We start from the raw sequence: 23,914 nt of genomic DNA on the forward strand, positions 1-23,914 counted from the left end.
TTTTATCAAAATAATTTTTTTATTATGCAAGGAGTTTACATATGCAAGATATGCATGTAACAGTTCTTCAAGCGAGTATTATTGCTATTTGGGTGGCGCTAGTTATGTCAAGAGGACTGGGAGGAGCGACATTAACACTACGCTTTTCTCCAATGATGACAGGACTAGTAGTTGGAGTAGTATTTAATGATATCCCGCACGCAATGGTAACAACTGCCGCAATACAACTTATTTATATGGGGGTGTTTTCTCCGGGAGGACAGATGCCATCAGAACCGGCAATTGCAACGGCGGTTGCGGTGCCTGTCGCAGTATTAGGTAAAATGGAGCCAACTGCGGCCGTTGCGGTTGCCGTTCCTGTTGGTTTATTAGGCTCATACTTATACCAATTCCGCTTTTTCCTCAATACGATAATTATGAAGCTAACCGAAAAATATGCAGTGGACGGCAATAGCCACGGATTAACGCTTTCAGTTATTATCTTGCCATTTCTTGCTGGTGTGATGTTATTTTTCCCATTTATGTTCGCCGCCTTATATTTTGGTGCGCCAGTTATTGCTGATATCATAAAATCCAATGCTGGTGGGCTTGCTTTCCATATTCTAAATGTTATCGGTGGTGGGCTTGCTGCAGTCGGTATTGCCTTAACGATCTATGTTATTGGTAAACGAAGTTATATTGTGTTCTTTTTACTCGCTTATTTTGCTGCCGTTGTTACTAAACCATTAAGCATCACTATGGTAACTTATGCAATTCTTGGTGCAATTATTGCATTTATCTTTGTTCTTGCTAAAAATGAGGCCGCCGGGGCTATTGCTAAAAATGGCAACACAAACTCAAATAACGCTAGCCAAGCTGATGATGACGATTATTAATCATATGCCATTTTGATTAATAAAAAATAGAGGTATACGACTATGACAGAAATAATGCAAGAAAGTATTGATTTGAAACCAGAAACTATTACTAAAAAAGATATTACTATCGCTTGGCTAAGGTGGTATTACGCAAATGAAATTCCACACTCCTTTGACCGCTACCTTGCTTCATCACTACTATGGGGCTTAATGCCAATTTTGAAAAAACTGTATAAGAATAAAAGTGACCTTGCTGCTGCTTACCAAAGGCATTTATTGTTTTTTAATACTCAGCTAACGTGGGGAGGCGGGACTATTTCCGGTATTATGGCTTCGCTTGAATCGATTCGAGCGGATGAAGTTCACCAAAAAAAACCAATTAGTATTGATGATGATCTTATTTATAATACCAAAGCTGGCTTAATGGGGGCTTTAGCGGGTATTGGCGATGCAATTGACTCGGGTACCGTCCAATATATATTTATTGCCATCGCGTTGCCGTGGGCACAACAAGGGTTAGCAATTGGGGCATTATTCCCATTTATTGCGTTTGTTTTTTACCAATTATTTGTTGGCTATTACTTTGCACAATTAGGTTTTAGACTTGGTCGAAACGCAGCAACTGAAGTTGTTGGTAATAAGATGCAGATGATCATTGAAGGGTTGTCTATTTTGGGTCTATTTATGATGGGTATTTTAGCGGCTAGCTATATAAAAGTCTCATCAATTTTAAAATTTACTTTATCTGGAAAAGATTTCGTTGTGCAAGAAGTTTTAGACAAAATTTTACCAGGCGCTTTACCACTTCTTGTTGTAATGGGATTATATTATTATTTCTCGAAAAAAGGCTTAAAAGTAACACGAGCCTTAATTGGGTTAACCGTAATTCTGGGAGTTTGGGCCACAATTGAATATTTATTAGTAGAATATTTAAAAGTTATTAGTTAGTTTATTTTAAATTATAGGAGTTGTTAATTATGGGAAAAATTGTTTTAGCACGCGTAGATAGTCGCTTAATCCACGGCCAAGTTGCAACTAATGTATCAAAATCTGCTGGCGCTAATGCACTTTTTGTAGCAGATGACCATTCTGCTAACGATGAATTTACTAAAAATATTATTTTAGGGGCTGGTTCAAGAACGGGTCAAAAAATTCGAGTACTAAAAGAAGATGGTGCTGTAAGATATTGGAACGACCGTCAATATGATGATTTCAATGTTATTTTAATTACTAAAAATATTGAAATAATGCACAAAATTATCAAAGCAGGCGTTCCGGTAAAACACCTTAACCTTGGTGGCTTACCGCTAGTTCCTGGCGCTGAAAAAATTATAAATGAAGTCTCTATTAATAAGGCACAATTAGATTTATTAATTGACTTACAAAATAGTTATCCTGACATGGAAATTTATTTTCAAGCAACACCTTCATTGAAAAAAGTAATGCTGGAAGAAGCAATCAAAATGTTTAAATAATAAAGGTTATCGACAATGATTGGTATTTTATTAGTTAGTCATGGAAAAATGGCGGCGGGAATCAAAGATAGCGCGACAATGATCGTTGGAGAGCAAGCGAATTTTGAAACCTTATCGCTAAACCCAGGACAAGATATTAGCCAGCTTAAAACTGATCTACTTGCTTGCTCTAAGATGTTAGATTCAGGGCACGGTGTTTTAGTTTTTGTTGATCTCTATGGTGCCTCGCCATACAATGCCTCAATGAGCTGTGTGCAAGACTGGGATCAGCTAGGTATGAATGTTCGAGTGATAACGGGAATGAGTTTACCAATGGTCATTAATGCTATCTGTAATCGTGATGGATCGATACTGCATGACTTAACGCTAGAGTGTATTGCTGCTGGTCGTGAAAACATCCAAGACGCAATCGAGAGCCTTGCAAACTCATCAACAGCAAGTAGCGACGATGATTATTAACGAACATCACGTATACTCATAATATTAAGTGGGTAGCATCTTATTGTAACTAGATAGGCTATCCGCTTAACCACATTAATTAACTTGACTTTATATATAATGGAAAATTTTAGAGATCTTGTTTTTCGCTACTGTATCATGTTTGGTCGCCGATTTTCTTATAAAGATAAAATTGCTTTTTTAAGAATTATCGCTAAAGAGCTCATGGGGCTCGGCTATAGCGTAGATGCTAAAATAGCCAAACTAAAATTAGCCAAAAAACGTTATGAAAACTACTATAATGCTTATATTGGTGATTTAAATAAGGCGGAATTAATTATCTGTACTCACTATGATACAGGTATAAATAATTTTAACTTACTAAAAACATATGCCTTTAAACCACAGTTTAGCAAGCTAAGTTACTTTATAGGGCTTAGCCCAATTATTATCTTATTTATGCTATCAGTAATAGTAAATTATTTTATTTTTATTCCTAATATTGCGCTACAAGGATTTCTTAGCTTTTCCGGTGTCGCCTCAATTCTGACAACGGTTGTGCTATTTTTCTTTATCCTAAAATTTAGAAATGGTATTGCCAATAAGAAGAACTTTGTTTGTAATTCATCAAGCATTATTACCATTATCAACCTCATTAAGAAATTAGATAAAAGGAGCAAGAAAAAGATCGCTTTCGTGTTATATGACGGCGGCAATTCTAACCAATATGGTCTAAAAATGTTAGAAAATTATTCAAATAACGTATCAAAAAAGAAAATAATATTCCTTGATAGCATTGGAAATAGTGAAGAATTACTATTTTTTAAACCAGCCTCGGCTAATTTTGAGGTTGAGAATGTTAATTTCCACCAAGGCAATATGCCGATTAATTTAAAAAATTATATGATGGCTACCGCTGGTGTATTAAATGAAAACAATGAAGTCGCCATTAACAATGCACACTCACGTAAAGATGATCATTTATCATCATTTATTATTGAACAACATACAGAAACGCTTCACCGTATTTGCCAACAGTTACTTAGCAAAAATAGTAATGAGTAGTAAAGTAATAATATAAAAAATCCCCAATAAAGGGGATTTAAATAAACAGACCAATAAAGGAAATTAATCTTTATTTCCACCTCTATGTGCACGCTTACGATCATTTTCGGTTAAATGGCGTTTACGTAAGCGGATAGAAATAGGTGTAACTTCAACTAGTTCATCGTCATCAATAAATTCTATAGATTGCTCTAATGACATTTTAATTGGTGGTGATAACGTTGTCGCTTCATCCGTACCAGACGCCCGCATATTAGTTAGTTTTTTACCCGTTAAGCAGTTAACGGTTAAATCATTTGAACGAGTATGAATACCAATGATTTGGCCTTCATAAACCTCAGCACCATGACCTAAGAATAATTTACCACGTTCTTGCAAGCTGTATAAAGCATAAGCAAGTGCTTTACCTGTGCCATTAGAAATAAGTACACCGTTGTTACGTTGACCAATTTCACCAGGACGTACATCATCATAATGATCAAATGTAGAATAAAGTAAACCGGTTCCAGATGTCATCGTCATAAAATCAGTTCTAAAACCGATTAAACCTCGACTTGGAATTATATAATCTAAACGTACGCGGCCTTTACCATCAGGTAACATATTAGTTAAATCGCCTTTACGTAAACCCAGTGCTTCCATAACCGAACCTTGATGTTGTTCTTCAATATCCAACGTTACTTGTTCAAATGGCTCTTGGCGTTTTCCATCAACTTCTTTAAAAATAACTTTAGGGCGAGAAACACCTAATTCATAGCCTTCTCGACGCATATTTTCAATTAAAACGGACAGATGTAGTTCGCCACGACCAGAAACACGGAACGCATCAGGATCAGGGGTTTCTTCAACGCGTAGCGCAACGTTATGAACAAGTTCTTTTCTTAGCCGTTCTAAAATTTGACGAGAAGTAACAAATTTACCTTCTTTGCCAGCAAATGGAGAGTTATTCACATTAAAGAACATTGTTACTGTCGGCTCATCAACACTTAATGCCGGAAGCGCTTCAACAGCATTAACATCACAAATTGTGTCAGAAATACCTAGTTCACCCAGCCCTGTTATCGCAATAATATCGCCAGCTTCAGCAACATCTGCTTCATAACGCTGTAAACCTAGATGACCTAATACTTGCCCAACTTTACCATTGCGTTTTTTACCTTCACTATCAATGATAGTAACTTGTTGGTTTGGTTTAATACGACCCCGCTTAATTCGGCCAATACCAATTACACCAACATAGTTATTGTAATCAAGTTGCGAGATTTGCATTTGGAACGGGCCGTCTACATCAACTTTTGGCGACTCAACGTGCTCTACTATTGCTTCAAATAAAGGGGTCATATCTGGCGCCATTACTTCATGGTCTTGACCTGCAATACCCATTAATGCTGAAGCATAAATGATTGGAAAATCTAACTGTTCATCTGTTGCACCGAGGTTAACAAAGAGGTCAAATACTTGGTCAACAACCCAATCAGGACGAGCGCCAGGGCGGTCAACTTTATTAATAACAACAATTGGTTTTAAACCATGTGCAAAGGCCTTTTGTGTCACAAAACGGGTTTGTGGCATTGGACCATCCATTGCGTCAACCAATAACAATACAGAGTCAACCATTGACATTACTCGCTCAACTTCGCCGCCAAAATCAGCATGGCCTGGAGTATCAACAATATTAATTCGGTAATTATTCCAATTAATTGCTGTGTTTTTAGCTAAAATGGTAATGCCGCGCTCTTTTTCAATCGCGTTAGAGTCCATTACTCGTTCGGCTTCCTCACCACGCGTTTCACCAAGAGTGCCAGATTGTTTCAATAATTTATCAACCAATGTCGTTTTACCATGGTCAACGTGCGCAATAATGGCAATATTTCTTAAGTTTTCAATCACAATATTTATTCCAGAATAATTAACAGGATAACTAGGCGCAAAATTATACACCTTTTTTAGCATAAGTGTTGATCTTGATCACAAATAATCACATTTATTTTTGAAATATGGATTGTTTTTCATACAATATTTTACTTACAGCTATTATTCTTTGGAGAATTTATCAAAGAAATAAATTGATACTCTTCTTGCTATGTTCACCGCTGTGTTTCAACAACATCGCATGTTTGATTAGTCAAAACACCAAGTTTTAAACAATACAAAATACTTTTATGCATAAGGGATATGTGTGAATAGCCACATTAATATTAAAAATATCATTAATAATAAAAAAATTAATGAGGTTGAGAGCCGAGTTCTAACTTATATAATTGAGCATATTGATGACGTAATGAATATGGGAGTTAGAGGTATAGCTAAAAATAACTATACTTCAACATCGGTAATTATGAGGCTCACAAAAAAACTAGGTTATACTGGTTTTGTTGATATGCGCTATAAACTTTATCCACAGATAAAAAGCAATATGCTACTAACCTCGTTAGATATTGATAGTGAAAAAAATGATCTATTTTCAACCGCCCACCTAAAACAATTTAATGATGAGCATTTGTTATCATCTTTTGCCAAAAAACTGACTCAGTTAGATGACAAATTCTTTTTTATTTATGCCACTGGCTTTTCAGCTATTATTGCCGAATATATTCATAAAAAATTACTGGTACTCGGGAAAAAAAGTATGCTTGCTAGTGGTTCTGATTCTGCAGCAGTATTTGAAAACAATTTAAACCATATTGGTATTTTTTTAGCTGTATCAAAATCAGGTCATACAGAACAAGTTTTAAATAAAGCTCGAATTGCCCGTGAGAATGGTATTTTTGTTGTTTCATTTACTAATGAGCTACTCAACCCATTAGCAGAACTATCCAACATCAATTTTAAAATTGAAGATAACAATAAAATTGATGACCTCAATATTTTGCCAAACCTTTTTTTTCCTAACCTATTAATACTTTTCGAAGCCATTACCTACAAGTACCATAAAATGTTAATAATTAAAAAATAACGGCCGCTTTCAAATTATTCTGCTCGTGTAACTCGTTTCTATTTGATGAAACCTGTATCTATTGCTGGTTTTCGTATATACAACACTTTCACTAACAAGATAGTATTTATTTATTCAAAACTATATTAATAGAGGAAGAATAGTGAAAGAAAAAATAATGAATAGCTTACAACGCTTTTCTAAAGCAATGTTTATTCCTGTTTTAATTTTACCTATTGTTGGTGTTTTAATCGCAGTCAGTAATATTTTTACTAACGTCAGATTATTAGAACTACTCCCCTTTTTAAATCACCCATTTATTCAAGACTTTTTTGCCGTACTTTCAAAAGCATTAGTCTCAATACTCTCGAATTTAGGATTAATATTTTGTGTCGGTTTAACGGTAGGGCTAGCACAAAAAAAACGATCTGAGGCTGGATTTACGGCGGTATTAAGTTTCTTAATTTTTATCTACTCCATGAATAAATTTATGGAAATAAAAGATATGCTATTGAAAAACATACCGTTATCAGGAACGGGGCAAACTCTCGTTTTGGGGGTGCAAATTCTTGATATGGGAATATTTTTAGGACTAATGCTTGGTATTGTCACTGCCTATATCCATAACCGATTCTGTGAAATCGAATTTAACAACGCCTTACAAATATATGGCGGATCTCGTTTCGTGTTTATCGTACTAATACCGGTCGTGGTCATCTTATCAGTATGCTTAACCTATCTTTGGCCATTTGTACAACATGGTATTTTAAGCCTTGGCCAATTTATCAACCACAGTGGTGGGGTCGGTATATTTTTATACGGCATGCTGGAACGTATACTCATTCCTACCGGTTTACACCACTTAGTTTACACGCCATTTTTATACAGCCCGTTAGGTGGCGTTGTAGAAATCAACGGCACAGTGCTCGAGGGTGCGCGCAATATTTATTATGCAGAAATGGCAGATCCGACTATTTTGCATCTTTCTCCTACCGTGATTTGGGACGCTAGGGGTATTTCAAAAATGTTTGGTCTACTTGGTGCTTGCTTGGCAATGTACCAAACAGCAAAGCCTAAAAATAGAGCTAAAGTTAAAGCCATTTTAGTTCCTGCCGCATTTGCCTCTTTAATTGCTGGTGTAACAGAGCCTATCGAATTTACGTTTCTATTTGTTGCGCCCATCTTATTTATTGTACATGCCATGTTGAGTGGGCTAAGTATGGTCGTACTCAATCTATTAGATATTAGGGCAATTGGGCCTAATGGAATTATTGACTTTCTACTATTTAATCTTCCGTTAGGTATAGAAAAAACAGACTGGCCATATTATATATTGGTGGGTTTAGTGTTTTTTGTACTCTACTATCTTATTTTCAAATTTCTTATTATCAAATTAAACCTAAAAACCTTAGGTAGAGAATCCTCAGGCCAAGACACTAAACTGTATTCAAAAAATGATTATAAGGAAAAACAACAAAAACGTACCGACCATCAACCCAATGATGATATTGATGCCAAGCTAATCGTCACTCTGCTCGGTGGACCTGATAACATTGAAAATGTTGATAACTGTTACACCCGATTAAGGTTAATTATTCGTGATGTTGCTGTGGTTGATGAAGATAACTTAAAGTTACAAACCGGCGCCAGTGCAGTAATAAAAAAAGGTAACAATGTGCAAGTTGTATATGGATTAAAAATAAATGCGGTCCGAAGGGCTGTTGATGCACATTTGATAAATATTCCCACAACAAATTAATGAGCAGATTAAAAAGAGGTTATCTATGAAAAAGTATTCAATTGTAATAGCGGGTGGCGGTAGCACTTATACGCCGGGCATTGTAATGATGATGTTAGAAAATTTAGATCGTTTTCCGATACGATCATTAACGCTTTATGATAATGATGCAGAGCGTCAAGCAATACTTGGACAAGCTTTAGCTATCGTATTGAAAGAACAAGCACCAGAGATTAAATTTACATTTACTTCCGACCCAAAAGAAGCGTTTACTGACGTTGATTTCTGTATGGCACACATTCGTACAGGCAAGTACAAAATGCGCGAGTTAGACGAGAAAATCCCACTAAAACATGGTGTTTTGGGTCAAGAAACCTGTGGGCCTGGGGGCATAGCATACGGTGTGCGTAGTATTCGTGACATAATTCAACTCATTGATATTATGGAAAAATACTCACCAAATTGCTGGATGCTTAACTATTCTAACCCAGCATCTATCGTCGCAGAAGCGTGCCGTGTTTTACGCCCAAAATCAAAAGTACTTAATATTTGTGATATGCCAATAGGCACAACCCGCCGTATGTCACAAATTGTCGGATTAACACCAAAAGAACTCACTGTTCGTTATTTTGGTTTAAATCACTTTGGTTGGTGGACCAGCGTTAAAGATCCGAGCGGCAAAGAACTATTGCCTCAAATCCGTGATTATGTTAGTAAAAATGGTTATTTAACCCAAATTGAAATAGATACCCAGCATACTGACCCAAGCTGGCAAGATACCCATCGCAAGGCAAAAGATATTATTGCTATCGATCCTAATTACCTACCAAATACCTACTTAAAATATTATCTTTATCCAGACTATGTTGTTGAGCATTCTAACCCTGAATTTACTCGCGCCAATGAAGTGATGAATGGTCGCGAAAAAAATGTTTTTTCTGCTGCAAAGGCTATCATTGCAGCAGGTACCAATGCGGGGCAGTCATTTCATATTGATAGCCATGCCTCTTTTATTGTTGATTTAGCAAGAGCGATTGCTTATAACACTGGCGAGCGTATGTTATTAATTATTGAAAATAATGGTGCAATCGCAAATTTTCGTGATGATGCAATGGTTGAAGTACCTTGTATTGTAGGTAGTGGTGGACCAGAACCATTATGCCAAGGTAAAATCCCTAACTTCCAAAAAGGATTAATGGAAGAACAAGTTGCCGTTGAAAAGCTGGTTGTTGAAGCTTATATAGAAAAAAGCTATCTCAAAATGTGGCAAGCTTTATCATTATCTAAAACAGTCCCAAGTGCGAGTGTTGCTAAAGCAATTTTAGACGATTTAATTATAGCCAATAAAGATTACTGGCCAGAGTTAAAATAATTTTTATAAATAGCCTTTTATCAACTCATCTTTTAAAAGGCTATATGATCTCATTTATTATAAATAACAATAAACTAGTTCAAAAATAGACCAATTAACGATATGGTTGTATAAATACGAGATGAAAAATTATTGGGGTAATATTATGAAACCTAAAATTGTTGTATTAACAGGAGCAGGGATATCTGCAGAATCAGGATTATCAACGTTTAGAGCACAAAATGGTTTATGGGAAAATCACGATGTTAATGATGTTGCTACATATGAGGGTTATACTCGTGATCCTATTGCGGTACATCAGTTTTATAATATGCTACGAAAAAAACTACAATCCCCAGAGGTTAAACCAAATAACGCTCATATTGCCTTAGCGTTGCTTGAAAATAAACTAGGTAGTGAAAATGTTACCATTGTGACACAAAATGTGGATAACTTACATGAACAAGCCGGATCCAAAAACATTATCCACATGCATGGTGAATTACTTAAAGTTCGTAGTGAGAAAACAGGCAAAGTGTTTGATTGTTTTAATGATGTTGATTGCGTATCGAATAAAGATATTCGACCACATATTGTTTGGTTTGGCGAAATACCATTATATATGGATGAGATTTATGCTAAATTAGCACAAGCAGACTATTTTATTTCAATTGGAACATCAGGTAATGTCTACCCTGCTGCGGGCTTTGTGCAAATAGCAAATCAATTTGGCGCTAAAAGCGTTGAACTCAATTTAGAACCATCACTAAAAGAGAGTCAATTCCAAGCTAAAATTTATGGTCCTGCAAGCAAAGTTGTACCGGCATTTTTAAAACAATCGTTCGATCTCTAGCCCTTACGCTTAGAGAATAAACGATTAGCAAAAAGTAGGCTGAAAACTACAGTCTCTTTCACTTAACAACTAAGTTGCCTTTTATAAAATTGGCAATATCTTGCGCGTTATTAATATCAAATTGCTTAATATTAGTCTCTAGCGCATAGTCAGCAGCAAAAGCAATGGTATGCTTATCATAAAAAAGCGGTTTATTATTTTCTTTTCGATGGCATATAATTTTAGTTATCGCTTCATCTTTAAAACCCTCAACTAACACTAAATCAACATGTTTAAACTGATTAGCCAAATCAGTTAATTTTGCATTATTATTTGGCGTTTCATTAATAAAGGCCCAGCGATTATCACAAGCGACAATAATTTTATCTACACCTGATTTCCTAAGTTCATAGCTATCTTTACCCGGAATATCTATATCCATATCATGATGGCTATGTTTAATTACTGCTAATGAAACATTATCGGTTTTAAGTACAGTAATTAATTTTTTTAATAATGTTGTTTTCCCACTACCACTATAGCCACAAATACCAATTAATTTCATAATGATTGATTCCAAAAAGTTAAATCTTCAGGTGTATTAATATTAATAAATAATTGTTTTTTATCACTAAAATCAACTTTTATAGCATCAACACCTTGTAAAAATAGCATTAATTTTCGATCACCTTGTGCTAAATATATTTTTATTTTTTCAGCTAATTCACGCCGAATAAGCAAAATTGTTGGATGCGGTTTTTCTCCATCAAAAACGTAAGCAGCTTGATGGTTAATCGCTTTCTGCATCAACCGTGTTACTAAATCAGAAGGTAAAAATGGTGTATCACAGCTAACAATTAAATTCCAATCAGTTTGACTATTAATTAGCCCAGAGTAAATACCAGCAAGCGGGCCTAAAAAGCCAGGTAATACGTCATTAATAACGCTATAATTTGTATGCTGATATGATATGATATTTCGGTTGGCATTAATAATGATAGTATCAACTTGTGGCTTGATTTTATCGATAACATGGCAATAAAGAGGTTTATCTTTTAATAATAAAAGACCTTTATCATTACCATTCATTCGCATACTTTTTCCGCCAGCAAGAATAATTGCTGTTATAGACGTTTTTAGCATAACTTATTACTTTTTTTACATTGATAAAATTAAAAATAGCATTACTATACTGTTGTTAGTAATACTGTAATATTTTAGCAGCTTATTATACTCGATATTAAAACATCATAGTTTAAATGCTTGAGTATATACTTAATTAGCTTAAAAATTGCATGATAAATATAAATTTTTAAAATAAATAGGTGAATAATAATGGCATGCCATAGAATAGAAGAATTAATCGAACTTTTAGAGCCAGAATGGCAAAAAGAGCCTGATTTAAATCTATTACAATTTTTAAGTAAATTAGCTAAAGAAGCTGGTTTTGATGGTGATTTGGGCGATTTAAGTGATGAAATTCTTATTTATCATCTAAAAATGCGTAATTCAGATAAAGGACAAGCCATTCCAGGAATCAAAAAAGATTACGAAGATGACTTTAAAACGGCGCTATTAAAAGCGCGTGGTATTATTAAATAAAAAATTAACTAGTTAATTTATTAGAGGTTTTATAATGATTAAAAAATTTTTTATCGCATTAAGTGCTATATTATTTTCATTTAGTATCTTTGCCGCAGAGACACAGACAAGTGAGTCAGTTAAAATTGAAGAAGGAAAACAATACATTGTTTTAGCTAAATTCCCAGCTCCTGAAAAAGAAGTTGTTGAATTTTTTTCATTTAACTGCCCTAGCTGTTTCCGTTTAGATGATGAATTAAAATTAGGTAAAACAATAAAAAATAGGTTACCAGAAGGCGTTACATTTAAAAAATATAGCCTTAGTGATTTTGGTCGACTTGCGCCAGAACTATCTGAAGCTTGGGCTATAGCAAATGTTTTAGGTATTGCTGAAGATGTTAGTATTGAGCTATATAACGGTATTCAACGTGATGGAACAATAAAAACAGCTAATGATATTAAAGGTGTTTTTGCTAACTTAGGCGTTGATAATGCTAAATATGACAGTATGAAAAATAATTTTTTAGTTAAAGCTTTTATTGCACAACAAGAAGCGGCAAGAAAAGAGCTAGAACCAACAAGCATTCCTAGTTTTTATGTTAACGGAAAATATTTAATAAATGCAAACGGAATGAATTCTACATCGAGTCAAGCTTTATTAGATGACTACTCTAACACCATCAATTATTTAACTACATTAAAATAATTTTTCTTTTTACGATGTATATAACGCGCTTTTAATGCGCGTTTTCTATTTTAATCACTTTTTAGTATACTTATCAGTTAATATTCCTACATAAAAGTGAATTTATTATGTCAAGCCAAAACCCTATCATTCTTGTAGATGGTTCATCTTATCTTTATAGAGCTTTTTTTGCGACACCACCTTTAAAAAACCCCAAGGGAGAGCCTAGCGGTGCCGTTTATGGCGTTATAAATATGATTAGAAGTTTAATTAATCAATATAGTCCAACGCATATTGCTGTTGTTTTTGACGCTAAAGGAGGCTCATTTAGAAAAGAGATCTACAGTGAATATAAAGCAACTCGCGAAGCAATGCCTGAAGATTTACGTGTTCAAATAGAGCCAATACATGCAATATTAAACGCAATGGGTTTACCATTACTTTGTGTTGAGGGAGTTGAGGCAGATGACGTAATTGGAACATTAGCCAAACGAGCTGAAGCAGAAGGGTTAGATGTATTAATAAGTACTGGCGATAAAGATATGGCACAGCTTGTTTCAGGTAAAATAACGCTGATTAATACAATGAACAATGTTGTATTAGATCCACAAGGTGTAGAACAAAAATTTGGTGTGCCTCCAAATAAAATTATCGATTTTTTAGCTTTAATGGGGGATAGCTCAGATAATATTCCAGGAGTAGCTGGCGTTGGCGAAAAAACCGCAACAAGCTTATTAACAGAGTTTTCAAGTATTGATGATATTTATCAACATATTGATAATATTGATAAATTAACTATTAGAGGTGCTAAATCTATTAAACAAAAATTAATTGATAATGAAAATAATGCCCGCCTTTCTTATCTGCTCGCTACAATTAAAACTGATGTAGCAATCGATTTAACTAACGAGCAATTAAAACCAAAACCTTATGATAATAATAAGCTTAGAGAGTTTTTTGAGTACCAAGGGTTTAATCGTTGGATAAATGATTTACAAAGTGGCTCGTTTATTAAGGCAAAAACAATCGTGCCAAGTAACGAATTAATAAACAATGATATCGAAAGCGATCAATTAATAAATGCACAAAGCGATGACAAAAATTATCAAACAATATTAACGAGTGAACAACTTGATAGCTGGGTTGTAAAATTAAAATCAGCTCAACTTTTTGCATTTGATACAGAAACCAATAGTATTGATCATTTTCATGCACAGTTAGTCGGTATATCATTAAGTATAAATCCTAATGAAGCTTGTTATATTCCTATTCACCACTATTATTTAGGTGTACCTAAGCAGCTATCTATTGATGAAATTATTCAAAAACTCAAACCTATATTTGAAGATGAAAATATAAAAAAAATCGGTCAGAACGCAAAATTTGATTACTGTATTCTAGCCAATTATGGCATTACCGTTAAAGGAATAGCTTTTGATACCATGCTAGAATCTTATGTATTAAATAGTAATGAACGCCATGACATGGACAGCATGGCAAGAAAATATTTAGACCATAAAACAGTTACCTATGATGAGCTAACTAAAGTAGATAGAAAAAAAGTAACTATTGATATGGTAGATATAGAACAAACCACGCTTTACGCCAGTGAAGATGCCGATATAACGTTACTTCTACATAATCATTTATGGCCAAATATTGAAAAAGAAAGTCAATTAAAGAAGCTATTTACCGATATTGAAATGCCGCTCGCTATCATTTTAGCAAACATGGAAAGAACAGGTGTTTTAATTGATGAAAAGCAGTTAAACCAGCATTCTAAAGAGCTAAAAATAAAATTAGATCAATTGGAAAAACAGATTCATGAACTTGCCGGAGAGCCGTTTAACATCGCGTCACCAAAACAGCTACAAGTTATTTTATTTGAAAAAAAACAGTTACCGATAATAAAGAAAACCCCAAAAGGCGATCCGTCAACTAACGAAGAAGTACTAAGTGAGTTAGCGAACGATTATGAACTACCAAGATTAATTTTAGAATATAGAGGTCTTGCTAAATTAAAAAATACCTATACAGATAAACTACCATTAATGATTAGTGAAAAAGATCACCGTATTCATACTAACTACAACCAAGTTGGTACAGTAACAGGTAGACTATCATCTAACGACCCTAATTTACAGAATATTCCTGTGCGTAATGAAGAAGGCCGTAAAATACGGCAAGCCTTTATTGCACCAAAAGGCTATAAGATAGTCTCAGCAGACTACTCTCAAATAGAACTACGTATAATGGCACATCTATCACAGGATAAAAATCTCCTTGATGCATTTGCTAATGATAAAGATATTCACCGTTTTACCGCCAGTGAAATATTAAGTAAAAATGAACAAGACGTTACATCAGAAGAGCGTAGACGCGCAAAGGCGGTTAACTTTGGCTTGATATATGGTATGAGTGCTTTTGGTTTATCAAAACAAATTAACATAGCAAGACATGAAGCAAAATTCTATATTGATAGTTATTTTGAGCGTTACCCTAATGTTGAACGTTATATGGAAAATACACGCTTACTTGCAGCAGAAAAAGGCTATGTTGAAACATTATCGGGAAGACGACTTTATTTACCTAAAATAAACTCATCAAATGGAATAGAAAAGCGAGCGGCTGAACGAGCGGCTATCAATGCCCCTATGCAAGGAACGGCTGCAGATATTATAAAAACAGCTATGATTGAAATGGATAAATTTATAGATACTCAAAACGATAAAATAAAAATGATTATGCAAGTCCATGATGAATTAGTTTTTGAAGTTAAAGAGAATGATATCGATTTTATCGCAAAGCAGATTAAGTCAATCATGGAAAATTGCTATAAACTCGCTATTCCATTAAAAGTTGATATAGGAATTGGTGATAATTGGGACCAAGCCCATTAAAATTGAATAAAAAATATTCTTTAATATTTTCACTAAAATAAGTATAAAAACAAAAAAATAACGGATCTAAATAGATAATATAAAGGATCTAAGGATCCGTTAAGCTTATTTAATAGCCAATAAACACACAAAAAACTAGCAATTAAATTTATTTTATGTGAATAAGTTTGTGGTAAAAAGCATAATTAACCTGTTAACACTCAACAAATAACTTATAACCATAAATCATCTGTGGATAAGTTAGATAGTTATCCTCAGTTTAAAGGCGACAATAAATCACTATATTAACATACTCAAAAAGACATTAACTTTTTAAAAAGTAATAAGAAAAATAAATAACCCACAGATTAAGAATGCAGTAGTAGTAAAAATAATAAGAAAAAGATATAAAAGATCTTTTAATTAATTAGCGATCTAAAATAGATCATTTGACCTTATCGAAAAGACGAGTAGAATTTGTCACTCTAATTAATCCCTATGTGTATTATCGATTTTTATTTGAAGTAAGTTGAGGATATTATGTTTTACCCAGATCTTTTTGATGTCATCATTGTAGGTGGTGGTCATGCAGGTACTGAAGCTGCAATGGCTTCTGCCAGAATGGGTAGAAAGACATTGCTACTAACACATAATATAAATACATTAGGGCAAATGTCGTGTAATCCTGCGATTGGTGGCATAGGTAAAGGACATCTAGTTAAAGAAATCGACGCTATGGGCGGCTTAATGGCTCATGCAATAGACAAAGCAGGTATTCAATTTAGAATTTTAAATGCAAGTAAAGGCCCTGCCGTCAGAGCGACAAGAGCTCAAGCAGATAGATCAATTTATCGTGATGCAATAAGAATAGCACTTGAAAATCAGGAAAATTTAATGCTTTTTCAACAATCTGTTGAAGATCTAATCATTGAAAATGACCAGATTTTAGGTGTAATCACCCAAATGGGAGTTAAATTTAAAGCTAAAGCAGTCGTTTTAACTACGGGTACTTTTTTAGATGGCAAAATTCATATAGGTCTTAATAACTACAGTGGCGGAAGAACGGGCGATCCAGCTTCTATTGAATTATCTAAATCATTACATCGACACCCATTCAGAATGGGACGATTAAAAACAGGTACACCACCAAGAATTGATGCTAGAACAATTGATTTTTCAAAATTAAATACACAATTTGGTGATGATCCTACACCTGTTTTTTCATTTTTAGGGCATGCTAATGAACATCCACGACAAATTCCATGTTATGTAACTGAAACTAACGAAAATACTCATAATATTATTCGTAATAGTTTAGATAGAAGTCCTATGTATACAGGTGTTATAGAGGGAATTGGCCCTCGTTATTGTCCATCTATTGAAGATAAAATTATGCGTTTTGCTGATCGCAACTCGCATCAAATTTATCTCGAACCCGAAGGATTAGATAGCAATGAAATTTATCCTAACGGTATATCAACTAGTTTACCATTTGATGTTCAGCTTGCTTTTGTAAGAAGTATGAAAGGACTTGAAAATGCTAATATTGTTAGACCTGGATACGCTATAGAATATGATTATTTTGATCCCAGAGATCTTAAACCAACTCTTGAGAGTAAAATTATTAAAGGACTATTTCTATCTGGTCAGATAAATGGAACAACAGGTTATGAAGAAGCTGCTGCTCAAGGATTATTAGCAGGCTTAAATGCGGCAAGGTTTGCTAATGATCAAGAACAATGGTACCCAACGCGAGATCAAGCTTATTTAGGTGTATTGGTTGATGATCTTTGTACATTAGGTACCAATGAACCTTATAGAATGTTTACTTCCCGTGCTGAATATCGCCTAATGTTAAGAGAAGATAATGCTGATATTCGTTTAACTGAAATAGGTCGTAAATTAGGGCTAGTTGATGATTATCGCTGGCAACATTTTAATCAAAAAATAGAAACTATTGAAAACGAGCGTGCTCGCTTACGAGATATTTGGGTGCATCCGCATATTGATACTATTAATGAAGTCAATGCCGTACTTAATGCTAATTTAACTAAAGAAGCAAATGGCGAAGAGTTACTTAAGCGCCCCGAAATGGATTATAAGACATTAAAATCGTTATCTTTATTTGCACCGGGTATTGACGATGAACAAGCAATGCAGCAGGTTGAAATTCAAGTTAAATATGATGGTTATATTAAACTGCAAGTAGAAGAAATTGAACGGCAAAAACGTAATGAAGACACATTAATTCCTGATATGATTGATTATACTGAAATATCAGGCTTATCTAATGAAGTTGTTGCTAAACTAAAGCAACATAAACCTATTTCAATAGGGCAAGCTTCGCGTATTTCGGGCGTCACTCCCGCGGCTATATCAATGTTATTAGTCTATTTAAAGAAAAAAAATTATATTAACAAAAATAAAATTTAATAAATTATGTTAAAAAATAACCTACAAAGCCTTATAGAAAAAACAGATCTAGTTATCAATGAAAAGCAATTAGATCTGCTTGTTTGCTACGTTGAAATGCTTAATAAATGGAACAAAGCTTATAATTTGACATCTATTAGAGATCCTAATGAAATGTTAACTAAGCATATTATGGATAGCTTAGTTATTTCACCTTATCTCAAAGGTGAGTCATTTATCGATGTAGGTACAGGCCCTGGCCTACCAGGAATACCGCTTGCTATAATTAATCCTGATAAGCAATTTGATTTAGTTGATAGCCTTGGTAAGCGAGTTAGGTTTTTAAAACAGGTTAAATTTGAATTAAAGATTGATAATATTCATCCTGTACAAAGTCGAATAGAAGAATATACGGTTAAACAATTTGATGGTGTAATTAGTCGTGCTTTTGCTTCATTAGCTGATATGCTTAATTGGTGTCACCATTTACCTAATCAAAATGGTATTTTTTATGCTTTAAAAAGTATGGCTTCTCAAGAAGAGTTAAAATATTTACCTAATACATTTACTATTTTGGATGTGATAAAGCTCAATGTCCCTAATCTTAATGCTGAGCGCAATTTAATCACGATAAAAAATAATAATAGTTAGCATTAAATTATTTAACTAATTTTCGCTTATTATAGTTAGTTATGTTACAATTTTACCTCAGCAGTTATTGCAATAATAATTAATAACAACTGAGGCCTTTCATGAAAATAGTTGAAGTAAAACACCCTCTGGTACGCCACAAAATTGGTTTAATGCGCGAACATGATATTTCAACCAAAGATTTTAGAGATTTAGCTAGCGAAGTTGGTAGTTTACTAACTTATGAAGCAACCGCAAATTTACCCACCGAAAAAGTGACTATTCAGGGCTGGTGTGGGCCTATTGAAGTAGAACGAATTAAAGGTAAAAAAATAACAGTAGTACCTATTTTACGTGCTGGTCTTGGTATGATGGACGGCGTGCTTGAACATATACCTAGTGCTAGAATCAGTGTTGTGGGTTTTTATCGTAATGAAGAAACACTAGAGCCCGTTCCTTACTTTCAAAAATTGACCTCTTCTATTGAAGATAGAATGGCTCTTGTTGTTGATCCTATGCTTGCAACGGGTGGATCAATGGTTGCAACCATTGATTTATTAAAGCAAGCAGGTTGTAAAAATATTAAAGTATTGGTTTTAGTTGCTGCGCCTGAAGGCATTCAAGCTTTAGATAAAGCTCATCCCGATGTAGAATTATATACGGCTTCAATCGATGAGAAGCTTAATGAAAAAGGTTATATCATTCCCGGATTAGGTGATGCTGGTGATAAGATCTTTGGTACTAAATAAAAAATTATTTTAAGACCGGTTAAGCCGGTTTTTTTATGCCTACTATTTAATAAAGAAAGAGAAGTATTATTTATGAGTTCAAATCAAATAGCAAAATCAATAGAAAATAATAAACATTCTTGGCTTGATATTTTAGCTGGTGCACAAATGTTATTTGTCGCATTCGGGGCATTAGTTTTAGTTCCATTATTAACAGGATTAAACCCTAATGTTGCACTATTTACAGCGGGCGTTGGTACTATTATTTTTCAAATAACAACCCGAGGTAAAGTTCCTGTCTTTTTAGCATCATCTTTTGCGTTTATTGCGCCTATTTCTTATGGTGTTTCACAATGGGGGATCCCAGCTACTCTTGGGGGATTGGTTATAGCTGGATTTGTTTTTATGTTTTTTTCATTTTTAGTAAAAATTAATGGTACTGAAATTATTAATAAAATATTACCACCTGTTGTAACGGGGCCCATTATTATGGTTATAGGTCTATCACTTGCTCCTATTGCTGTTAATATGGCGATGGGAACGGGAATCAACACACCTTTACCCAAGTATCAATTAATTATTATTTCTATGGCATCGCTTATTACTACGCTTATTGTTGCTATTTGGGCAAAAGGTTTTTTTAAACTGGTTCCAATTATTTCAGGAATCGTAGTTGGCTATACTCTTTCTTGTTTTCTTGGTTTGGTTGATTTTAATCCTATTATTAACGCACCTTGGTTTGCTTTACCAACTTTTACTTTTCCTGAATTTAAATGGCAAGCGGCGCTTTATATGATCCCAATTGTAATTGCACCTACAATTGAACATGTTGGTGATATTATGGCTATTAGTAGTGTAACGGGTAAAGATTATATTAAAAATCCAGGATTACAAAAAACATTATTAGGCGATGGCCTTGCAACATCAGTCGCTGGGTTTTTAGGTGGCCCACCTTGCATTACTTACGCAGAAGTTATTGGTGCAGTAACATTAACGCGTAATTTTAAAACTCGCGTTATGACGTGGGCCGCTATTTGGGCTATTATTATGTCATTTATTGGTAAGGTTGGTGCTTTTCTTGCCTCTATTCCTGCTGTTGTTATGGGGGGGATTATGGTTTTATTATTTGGTTCTATTGCATCAGTTGGCGTTAATATTTTAGTTAAACATAAAGTTGATTTATCAATATCACGCAACATGTGTATTACAGCACTTGTTTTAGTATTTGGTATCGGTGGGATGATTTTTGATTTTGGTTCCTATGTTTTACAGGGTATTAGTTTATGTGGAATTTTAGCCATCATTTTAAACCTTATTTTACCGCGCCCTTAATTTAAATAAAGTAAAGGTAGCTTTGCTACCTTAAATTGGCAATCATAAATAATATTGCTTTTTAATTACTAGAATTTATACTAGCTTAGTTATATAAATATTATGAGGTATTAGCAATTAATTCTCAGCAGTTAGTTTTGCCTGTTTCATTGCCGGATACAGAAACATTTACCAGTTTTTATACAGGTGATAATTTACTTTTGCTTAACTATTTAAAAGAAACTTTGAGTAAATCAGGGTTTTGTTTTCTTTATGTTTGGTCTGCTTTTTTATCAGGAAAAACACATCTATTACATGCATCTTGTCACTATTTATCACATTTAGATAAACGAATTAGCTATATTCCCCTTGAACAATATTTATTATTAGAGCCTGATATTTTATTGGGACTTGATGATTATGATCTCGTTTGCTTAGATAATATAGATAAAATAGCGGGTAATAGAGCATGGGAAGAGGCTATTTTTGATCTTTTTAATCGCTTACTTGAAAACAATAATAGTAAACTACTCATTACTGGTAATGCACCGCCTAAGCAGATTCCCTTTATCCTACCAGATTTAATTTCTAGGTTAGAGTGGGGGCAAGTTTATCAATTAAAAGAACTTAATGATGAAGATAAACTATATGCGTTACAACTTAGAGCCCTGTTAAGGGGATTTGAATTACCAACTGATGTTGGATTATTTTTATTAAAACGCGTTGATCGTGATATGAAAACATTATCAAACCTACTTGATAAACTTGATAAAATGACAATAACAGCACAGAGGAAACTTACAATTCCTTTTATTAAAACAATGTTTAATTTATGATGTTATGGGGTAATTAATGACCAATAAACCTGACGCAATTATTTTTTTTGATTTAGATGGAACATTGCTAACAAGCGATGTTACGGTCGCTAAAACGACTATTGAAGCAATAAATAATCTTCATAATAACAACATTATGCCAGTAATAGCAACAGGTAGAACCGTTTGTGAAGTACAACATATCATGAAGCAATCTAAAATCGATTCAATTGTTGCCATGAATGGTCAATCTGTTTTTTATCAAGGTAGCCATGTTTTTTCTAATAATATTGATATTAGTGTTATTGATAGAGTAATGGCTTATTCTAAAACCAGAACAAATATTCCTCTTTCGTTCTACAATGATAAAATTATGCGAATTTCGGAATTAAGCAAACCAGCGATAAAATTTTATAATTTTTTAAAGCAACCCGTCCCTCCTGTTGATTCGGATATTTATCGTAGTGAACCCATTCAGATGCTGCTTCTACTGTGCGAGGATGGTGAAGAAGAATATATTAAGCAATTTCCAGAGCTGTGCTTTATACGCAACACCCAATATTGTGTTGATGTTTTTAATCGTGGAGGATCAAAAGCATTTGGTATCAAAAAATTATTAGAAAATAAAAAACTTTTGGACGTACCAACTTATGCCTTTGGCGATGGTTTAAATGATCTAGAAATGTTCGAATTAGTTGATCATCCTATCGCTATGGGCAATGCTGTAACACCCTTAAAAAAATTAGCTGAATTTATTACAGACGATCATAATAACGATGGCATTGCTAAAGGATTAAAACACTTCAGTTTAATTTAATTGAGTTTAAATGATCTGTGCTACTTACCCATTTATTGCTGGCAGTAAAAAGTTAACACTAAAACGGTTGGTCGTTGTTATTTAGGATGCGGATAATTGCCGTAAAGATAACATGCTGAATTATAATAAACATACTAAATGTGCCATGCCTTTTCCTATCTGATTCATTAAATATTTTTTGTAACTATCAAACCACGAACCAAGTATAGATTTAATCATATTTTATTCTCTTTTATGAGAACTAACTCGGATATATTACACCTAAACTCACTGATTTAGTTGCACCCGTTACGCTTGGTATATTACTAACTAAATTATTCATTCGACAGTAAGCTAACCAAGCAAAAGCAATAGCTTCCATATAATCACCACTTATTCCATGCTGATCCGTTGTGTTAACTAGCCAATTAACTAATAATTTAGAAAATCGTTCAATTATTAAAGGGTTTTTTGCTCCGCCGCCACAAATGAGTAATTCACAAGGTAATGAAGGATCCAATAATTGCTTATTTAATAATTCATTTACTGTTGATCTAACCGTTAACTCAACAAGTGTTGCTTGGATATCTTGTGGGGAAAGATTAAATTTTGATACTTTTTGCTTTAACCAACTAAGATTAAATAGTTCTCGGCCAGTGCTTTTAGGGTACGGTTGTTCAAAATAGTATTCTTGTAAAAGCTGGTCTAGCAGTGGTTGGTTTATGTTTCCTGTTTTAGCCCAGATAGCATCATGGTCATAAGATTTATTCAAATTAGCCATTATCCAACTATCTAATAATACATTCCCTGGGCCTGTATCATAACCAATAATTGGTTTGTTAGGTGTTAAAACGGTAATATTACTAATGCCGCCAATATTGAGAATGACTCTATTTTTATTTGGATTATGAAATATTGCGTTATGAAAAGCTGGAACCAGAGGAGCACCTTGACCTCCTAACGCGACATCCCTTCGGCGAAAATCAGCAATCGTAGTAATCCCTGTTCTTGCTGCAATGATATTGGCATCGCCGATTTGCATTGTAAATGGATAATGACCCGTAGGAGAGTGATAAATAGTTTGTCCATGACAGCCAATAGCAACGATATTTTTTTTATTTATTTGATTATTTTTAATAAAATTATTTATTGCTGTTGCATACAATTCACCTAATTGATGATCTATTTCGCCTAATTTTTGCAATGAACTTTGCTTTTGTTCACATATAGTGAGTAAATCAGATTTAATATTATCGGGTATTTGATATGTATGGCCTAGCTTAAAGGAAATATCATTTTTTGTTATGCTAACTAAGGCTATATCTACCCCATCTAAACTAGTACCTGACATTACGCCAATATAAAGTGAATTTTTCATATGATTAT

22 protein-coding genes are annotated in these 23,914 nt (G+C 33.9%); 18 read left to right on the plus strand and 4 right to left on the minus strand.

Annotation, left to right across the window (positions count from 1 at the left end):
- Window positions 1–41: 41 nt before the first annotated feature.
- From RHO12_08490 to RHO12_08510, 5 genes are all read left to right on the plus strand, one after another.
- Window positions 42–875: a PTS sugar transporter subunit IIC gene (locus RHO12_08490; protein ID WVD65417.1), complete on the plus strand. Its 834-nt coding sequence runs from the start codon at window positions 42–44 to the stop codon at window positions 873–875.
- A 42-nt stretch (window positions 876–917) separates the two neighbouring features.
- Complete coding sequence (locus tag RHO12_08495; GenBank protein WVD65418.1) at window positions 918–1,805, plus strand: PTS system mannose/fructose/sorbose family transporter subunit IID; 888 nt, start codon at window positions 918–920, stop codon at window positions 1,803–1,805.
- 29 nt (window positions 1,806–1,834) lie between these two features.
- Window positions 1,835–2,332, plus strand: a complete 498-nt coding sequence (locus RHO12_08500) for a PTS sugar transporter subunit IIB (GenBank protein ID WVD65419.1) — start codon at window positions 1,835–1,837, stop codon at window positions 2,330–2,332.
- A 15-nt stretch (window positions 2,333–2,347) separates the two neighbouring features.
- A complete protein-coding gene (locus RHO12_08505; protein WVD65420.1) occupies window positions 2,348–2,791 on the plus strand; it encodes a PTS sugar transporter subunit IIA in 444 nt (147 codons plus the stop codon).
- Window positions 2,792–2,890: 99 nt separating this feature from the next.
- Window positions 2,891–3,835: a hypothetical protein gene (locus tag RHO12_08510; protein ID WVD65421.1), complete on the plus strand. Its 945-nt coding sequence runs from the start codon at window positions 2,891–2,893 to the stop codon at window positions 3,833–3,835.
- A gap of 63 nt (window positions 3,836–3,898) precedes the next feature.
- On the opposite strand, the gene typA is transcribed toward RHO12_08510, so the two are convergent.
- Window positions 3,899–5,788, minus strand: coding sequence for a translational GTPase TypA (gene typA, locus RHO12_08515; GenBank protein ID WVD65422.1), 1,890 nt, complete (start codon window positions 5,786–5,788; stop codon window positions 3,899–3,901).
- A gap of 226 nt (window positions 5,789–6,014) precedes the next feature.
- Between typA and RHO12_08520 the strand changes: the two genes are divergently transcribed.
- The 4 genes from RHO12_08520 to cobB all read left to right on the plus strand — a co-directional run bounded on the left by RHO12_08520 (window position 6,015) and on the right by cobB (window position 10,712).
- Window positions 6,015–6,791 (plus strand): MurR/RpiR family transcriptional regulator, encoded by a 777-nt coding sequence (locus RHO12_08520; protein ID WVD65423.1) that lies wholly within the window; start codon window positions 6,015–6,017, stop codon window positions 6,789–6,791.
- A gap of 142 nt (window positions 6,792–6,933) precedes the next feature.
- Window positions 6,934–8,529, plus strand: coding sequence for a PTS transporter subunit EIIC (locus RHO12_08525; protein ID WVD65424.1), 1,596 nt, complete (start codon window positions 6,934–6,936; stop codon window positions 8,527–8,529).
- Between the two features lie 25 nt (window positions 8,530–8,554).
- Window positions 8,555–9,880 (plus strand): 6-phospho-alpha-glucosidase, encoded by a 1,326-nt coding sequence (locus tag RHO12_08530; protein ID WVD65425.1) that lies wholly within the window; start codon window positions 8,555–8,557, stop codon window positions 9,878–9,880.
- A gap of 145 nt (window positions 9,881–10,025) precedes the next feature.
- On the plus strand, window positions 10,026–10,712 hold the full coding sequence (cobB, locus tag RHO12_08535; protein WVD65426.1) for an NAD-dependent protein deacylase: 687 nt from the start codon (window positions 10,026–10,028) through the stop codon (window positions 10,710–10,712).
- Window positions 10,713–10,770: 58 nt separating this feature from the next.
- Here cobB and mobB read toward each other — a convergent pair whose 3' ends face one another.
- Window positions 10,771–11,256 (minus strand): molybdopterin-guanine dinucleotide biosynthesis protein B, encoded by a 486-nt coding sequence (mobB, locus tag RHO12_08540; GenBank protein WVD65427.1) that lies wholly within the window; start codon window positions 11,254–11,256, stop codon window positions 10,771–10,773.
- Window positions 11,253–11,834, minus strand: a complete 582-nt coding sequence (gene mobA, locus RHO12_08545; GenBank protein WVD65428.1) for a molybdenum cofactor guanylyltransferase MobA — start codon at window positions 11,832–11,834, stop codon at window positions 11,253–11,255. The genes mobB and mobA overlap by 4 nt, the downstream gene beginning before the upstream one ends.
- A gap of 192 nt (window positions 11,835–12,026) precedes the next feature.
- On the opposite strand from mobA, the gene RHO12_08550 reads away from it, so the two are divergent.
- The 9 genes from RHO12_08550 (at window position 12,027) to RHO12_08590 (ending at window position 22,549) form a co-directional block, all read left to right on the plus strand.
- Entirely contained in the window at window positions 12,027–12,293 is a 267-nt protein-coding gene (locus RHO12_08550) for a YihD family protein (GenBank protein WVD65429.1), read from the plus strand.
- Window positions 12,294–12,327: 34 nt separating this feature from the next.
- Window positions 12,328–12,978 carry a DsbA family protein gene (locus RHO12_08555; protein WVD65430.1) on the plus strand — a complete coding sequence of 217 codons (651 nt, stop codon included), beginning with the start codon at window positions 12,328–12,330 and terminating at the stop codon, window positions 12,976–12,978.
- 107 nt (window positions 12,979–13,085) lie between these two features.
- On the plus strand, window positions 13,086–15,857 hold the full coding sequence (polA, locus tag RHO12_08560; GenBank protein ID WVD65431.1) for a DNA polymerase I: 2,772 nt from the start codon (window positions 13,086–13,088) through the stop codon (window positions 15,855–15,857).
- A gap of 519 nt (window positions 15,858–16,376) precedes the next feature.
- Entirely contained in the window at window positions 16,377–18,269 is a 1,893-nt protein-coding gene (gene mnmG, locus RHO12_08565; GenBank protein ID WVD65432.1) for a tRNA uridine-5-carboxymethylaminomethyl(34) synthesis enzyme MnmG, read from the plus strand.
- A 6-nt stretch (window positions 18,270–18,275) separates the two neighbouring features.
- Window positions 18,276–18,899 (plus strand): 16S rRNA (guanine(527)-N(7))-methyltransferase RsmG, encoded by a 624-nt coding sequence (gene rsmG / locus RHO12_08570; protein ID WVD65433.1) that lies wholly within the window; start codon window positions 18,276–18,278, stop codon window positions 18,897–18,899.
- A gap of 101 nt (window positions 18,900–19,000) precedes the next feature.
- Window positions 19,001–19,627 (plus strand): uracil phosphoribosyltransferase, encoded by a 627-nt coding sequence (upp, locus tag RHO12_08575; GenBank protein WVD65434.1) that lies wholly within the window; start codon window positions 19,001–19,003, stop codon window positions 19,625–19,627.
- A 72-nt stretch (window positions 19,628–19,699) separates the two neighbouring features.
- Window positions 19,700–20,938 (plus strand): uracil-xanthine permease family protein, encoded by a 1,239-nt coding sequence (locus RHO12_08580; protein WVD65435.1) that lies wholly within the window; start codon window positions 19,700–19,702, stop codon window positions 20,936–20,938.
- Window positions 20,939–21,075: 137 nt separating this feature from the next.
- Window positions 21,076–21,753, plus strand: coding sequence for a DnaA inactivator Hda (gene hda / locus RHO12_08585; GenBank protein ID WVD65436.1), 678 nt, complete (start codon window positions 21,076–21,078; stop codon window positions 21,751–21,753).
- A gap of 16 nt (window positions 21,754–21,769) precedes the next feature.
- The gene (locus RHO12_08590; GenBank protein WVD65437.1) at window positions 21,770–22,549 is read left to right on the plus strand and encodes a Cof-type HAD-IIB family hydrolase; all 780 of its coding nucleotides are present in this window, start codon (window positions 21,770–21,772) and stop codon (window positions 22,547–22,549) included.
- A 241-nt stretch (window positions 22,550–22,790) separates the two neighbouring features.
- Here the strand turns inward: RHO12_08590 and RHO12_08595 are convergent, their stop codons facing one another.
- Entirely contained in the window at window positions 22,791–23,906 is a 1,116-nt protein-coding gene (locus RHO12_08595) for an anhydro-N-acetylmuramic acid kinase (protein ID WVD65438.1), read from the minus strand.
- Window positions 23,907–23,914: the final 8 nt, after the last annotated feature.

This window comes from Orbaceae bacterium lpD02, assembly GCA_036251875.1.
Classification (GTDB): domain Bacteria; phylum Pseudomonadota; class Gammaproteobacteria; order Enterobacterales; family Orbaceae; genus Orbus; species Orbus sturtevantii.

Excerpts from the sequence above, each read along its gene's own strand:
- RHO12_08580 (WVD65435.1), top strand. The coding sequence starts at position 19,700 with ATGAGTTCAAATCAAATAGCAAAATCAATAGAAAATAATAAACATTCT.
- RHO12_08505 (WVD65420.1), top strand. The coding sequence starts at position 2,348 with ATGATTGGTATTTTATTAGTTAGTCATGGAAAAATGGCGGCGGGAATC.
- polA (WVD65431.1), top strand. The coding sequence starts at position 13,086 with ATGTCAAGCCAAAACCCTATCATTCTTGTAGATGGTTCATCTTATCTT.
- RHO12_08555 (WVD65430.1), top strand. The coding sequence starts at position 12,328 with ATGATTAAAAAATTTTTTATCGCATTAAGTGCTATATTATTTTCATTT.
- cobB (WVD65426.1), top strand. The coding sequence starts at position 10,026 with ATGAAACCTAAAATTGTTGTATTAACAGGAGCAGGGATATCTGCAGAA.
- RHO12_08490 (WVD65417.1), top strand. The coding sequence starts at position 42 with ATGCAAGATATGCATGTAACAGTTCTTCAAGCGAGTATTATTGCTATT.
- RHO12_08510 (WVD65421.1), top strand. The coding sequence starts at position 2,891 with ATGGAAAATTTTAGAGATCTTGTTTTTCGCTACTGTATCATGTTTGGT.
- mobB (WVD65427.1), bottom strand. The coding sequence starts at position 11,256 with ATGAAATTAATTGGTATTTGTGGCTATAGTGGTAGTGGGAAAACAACA.
- RHO12_08500 (WVD65419.1), top strand. The coding sequence starts at position 1,835 with ATGGGAAAAATTGTTTTAGCACGCGTAGATAGTCGCTTAATCCACGGC.
- RHO12_08530 (WVD65425.1), top strand. The coding sequence starts at position 8,555 with ATGAAAAAGTATTCAATTGTAATAGCGGGTGGCGGTAGCACTTATACG.
- upp (WVD65434.1), top strand. The coding sequence starts at position 19,001 with ATGAAAATAGTTGAAGTAAAACACCCTCTGGTACGCCACAAAATTGGT.
- typA (WVD65422.1), bottom strand. The coding sequence starts at position 5,788 with ATGCTAAAAAAGGTGTATAATTTTGCGCCTAGTTATCCTGTTAATTAT.
- RHO12_08495 (WVD65418.1), top strand. The coding sequence starts at position 918 with ATGACAGAAATAATGCAAGAAAGTATTGATTTGAAACCAGAAACTATT.
- rsmG (WVD65433.1), top strand. The coding sequence starts at position 18,276 with ATGTTAAAAAATAACCTACAAAGCCTTATAGAAAAAACAGATCTAGTT.
- mnmG (WVD65432.1), top strand. The coding sequence starts at position 16,377 with ATGTTTTACCCAGATCTTTTTGATGTCATCATTGTAGGTGGTGGTCAT.
- mobA (WVD65428.1), bottom strand. The coding sequence starts at position 11,834 with ATGCTAAAAACGTCTATAACAGCAATTATTCTTGCTGGCGGAAAAAGT.
- RHO12_08590 (WVD65437.1), top strand. The coding sequence starts at position 21,770 with ATGACCAATAAACCTGACGCAATTATTTTTTTTGATTTAGATGGAACA.
- RHO12_08550 (WVD65429.1), top strand. The coding sequence starts at position 12,027 with ATGGCATGCCATAGAATAGAAGAATTAATCGAACTTTTAGAGCCAGAA.
- RHO12_08595 (WVD65438.1), bottom strand. The coding sequence starts at position 23,906 with ATGAAAAATTCACTTTATATTGGCGTAATGTCAGGTACTAGTTTAGAT.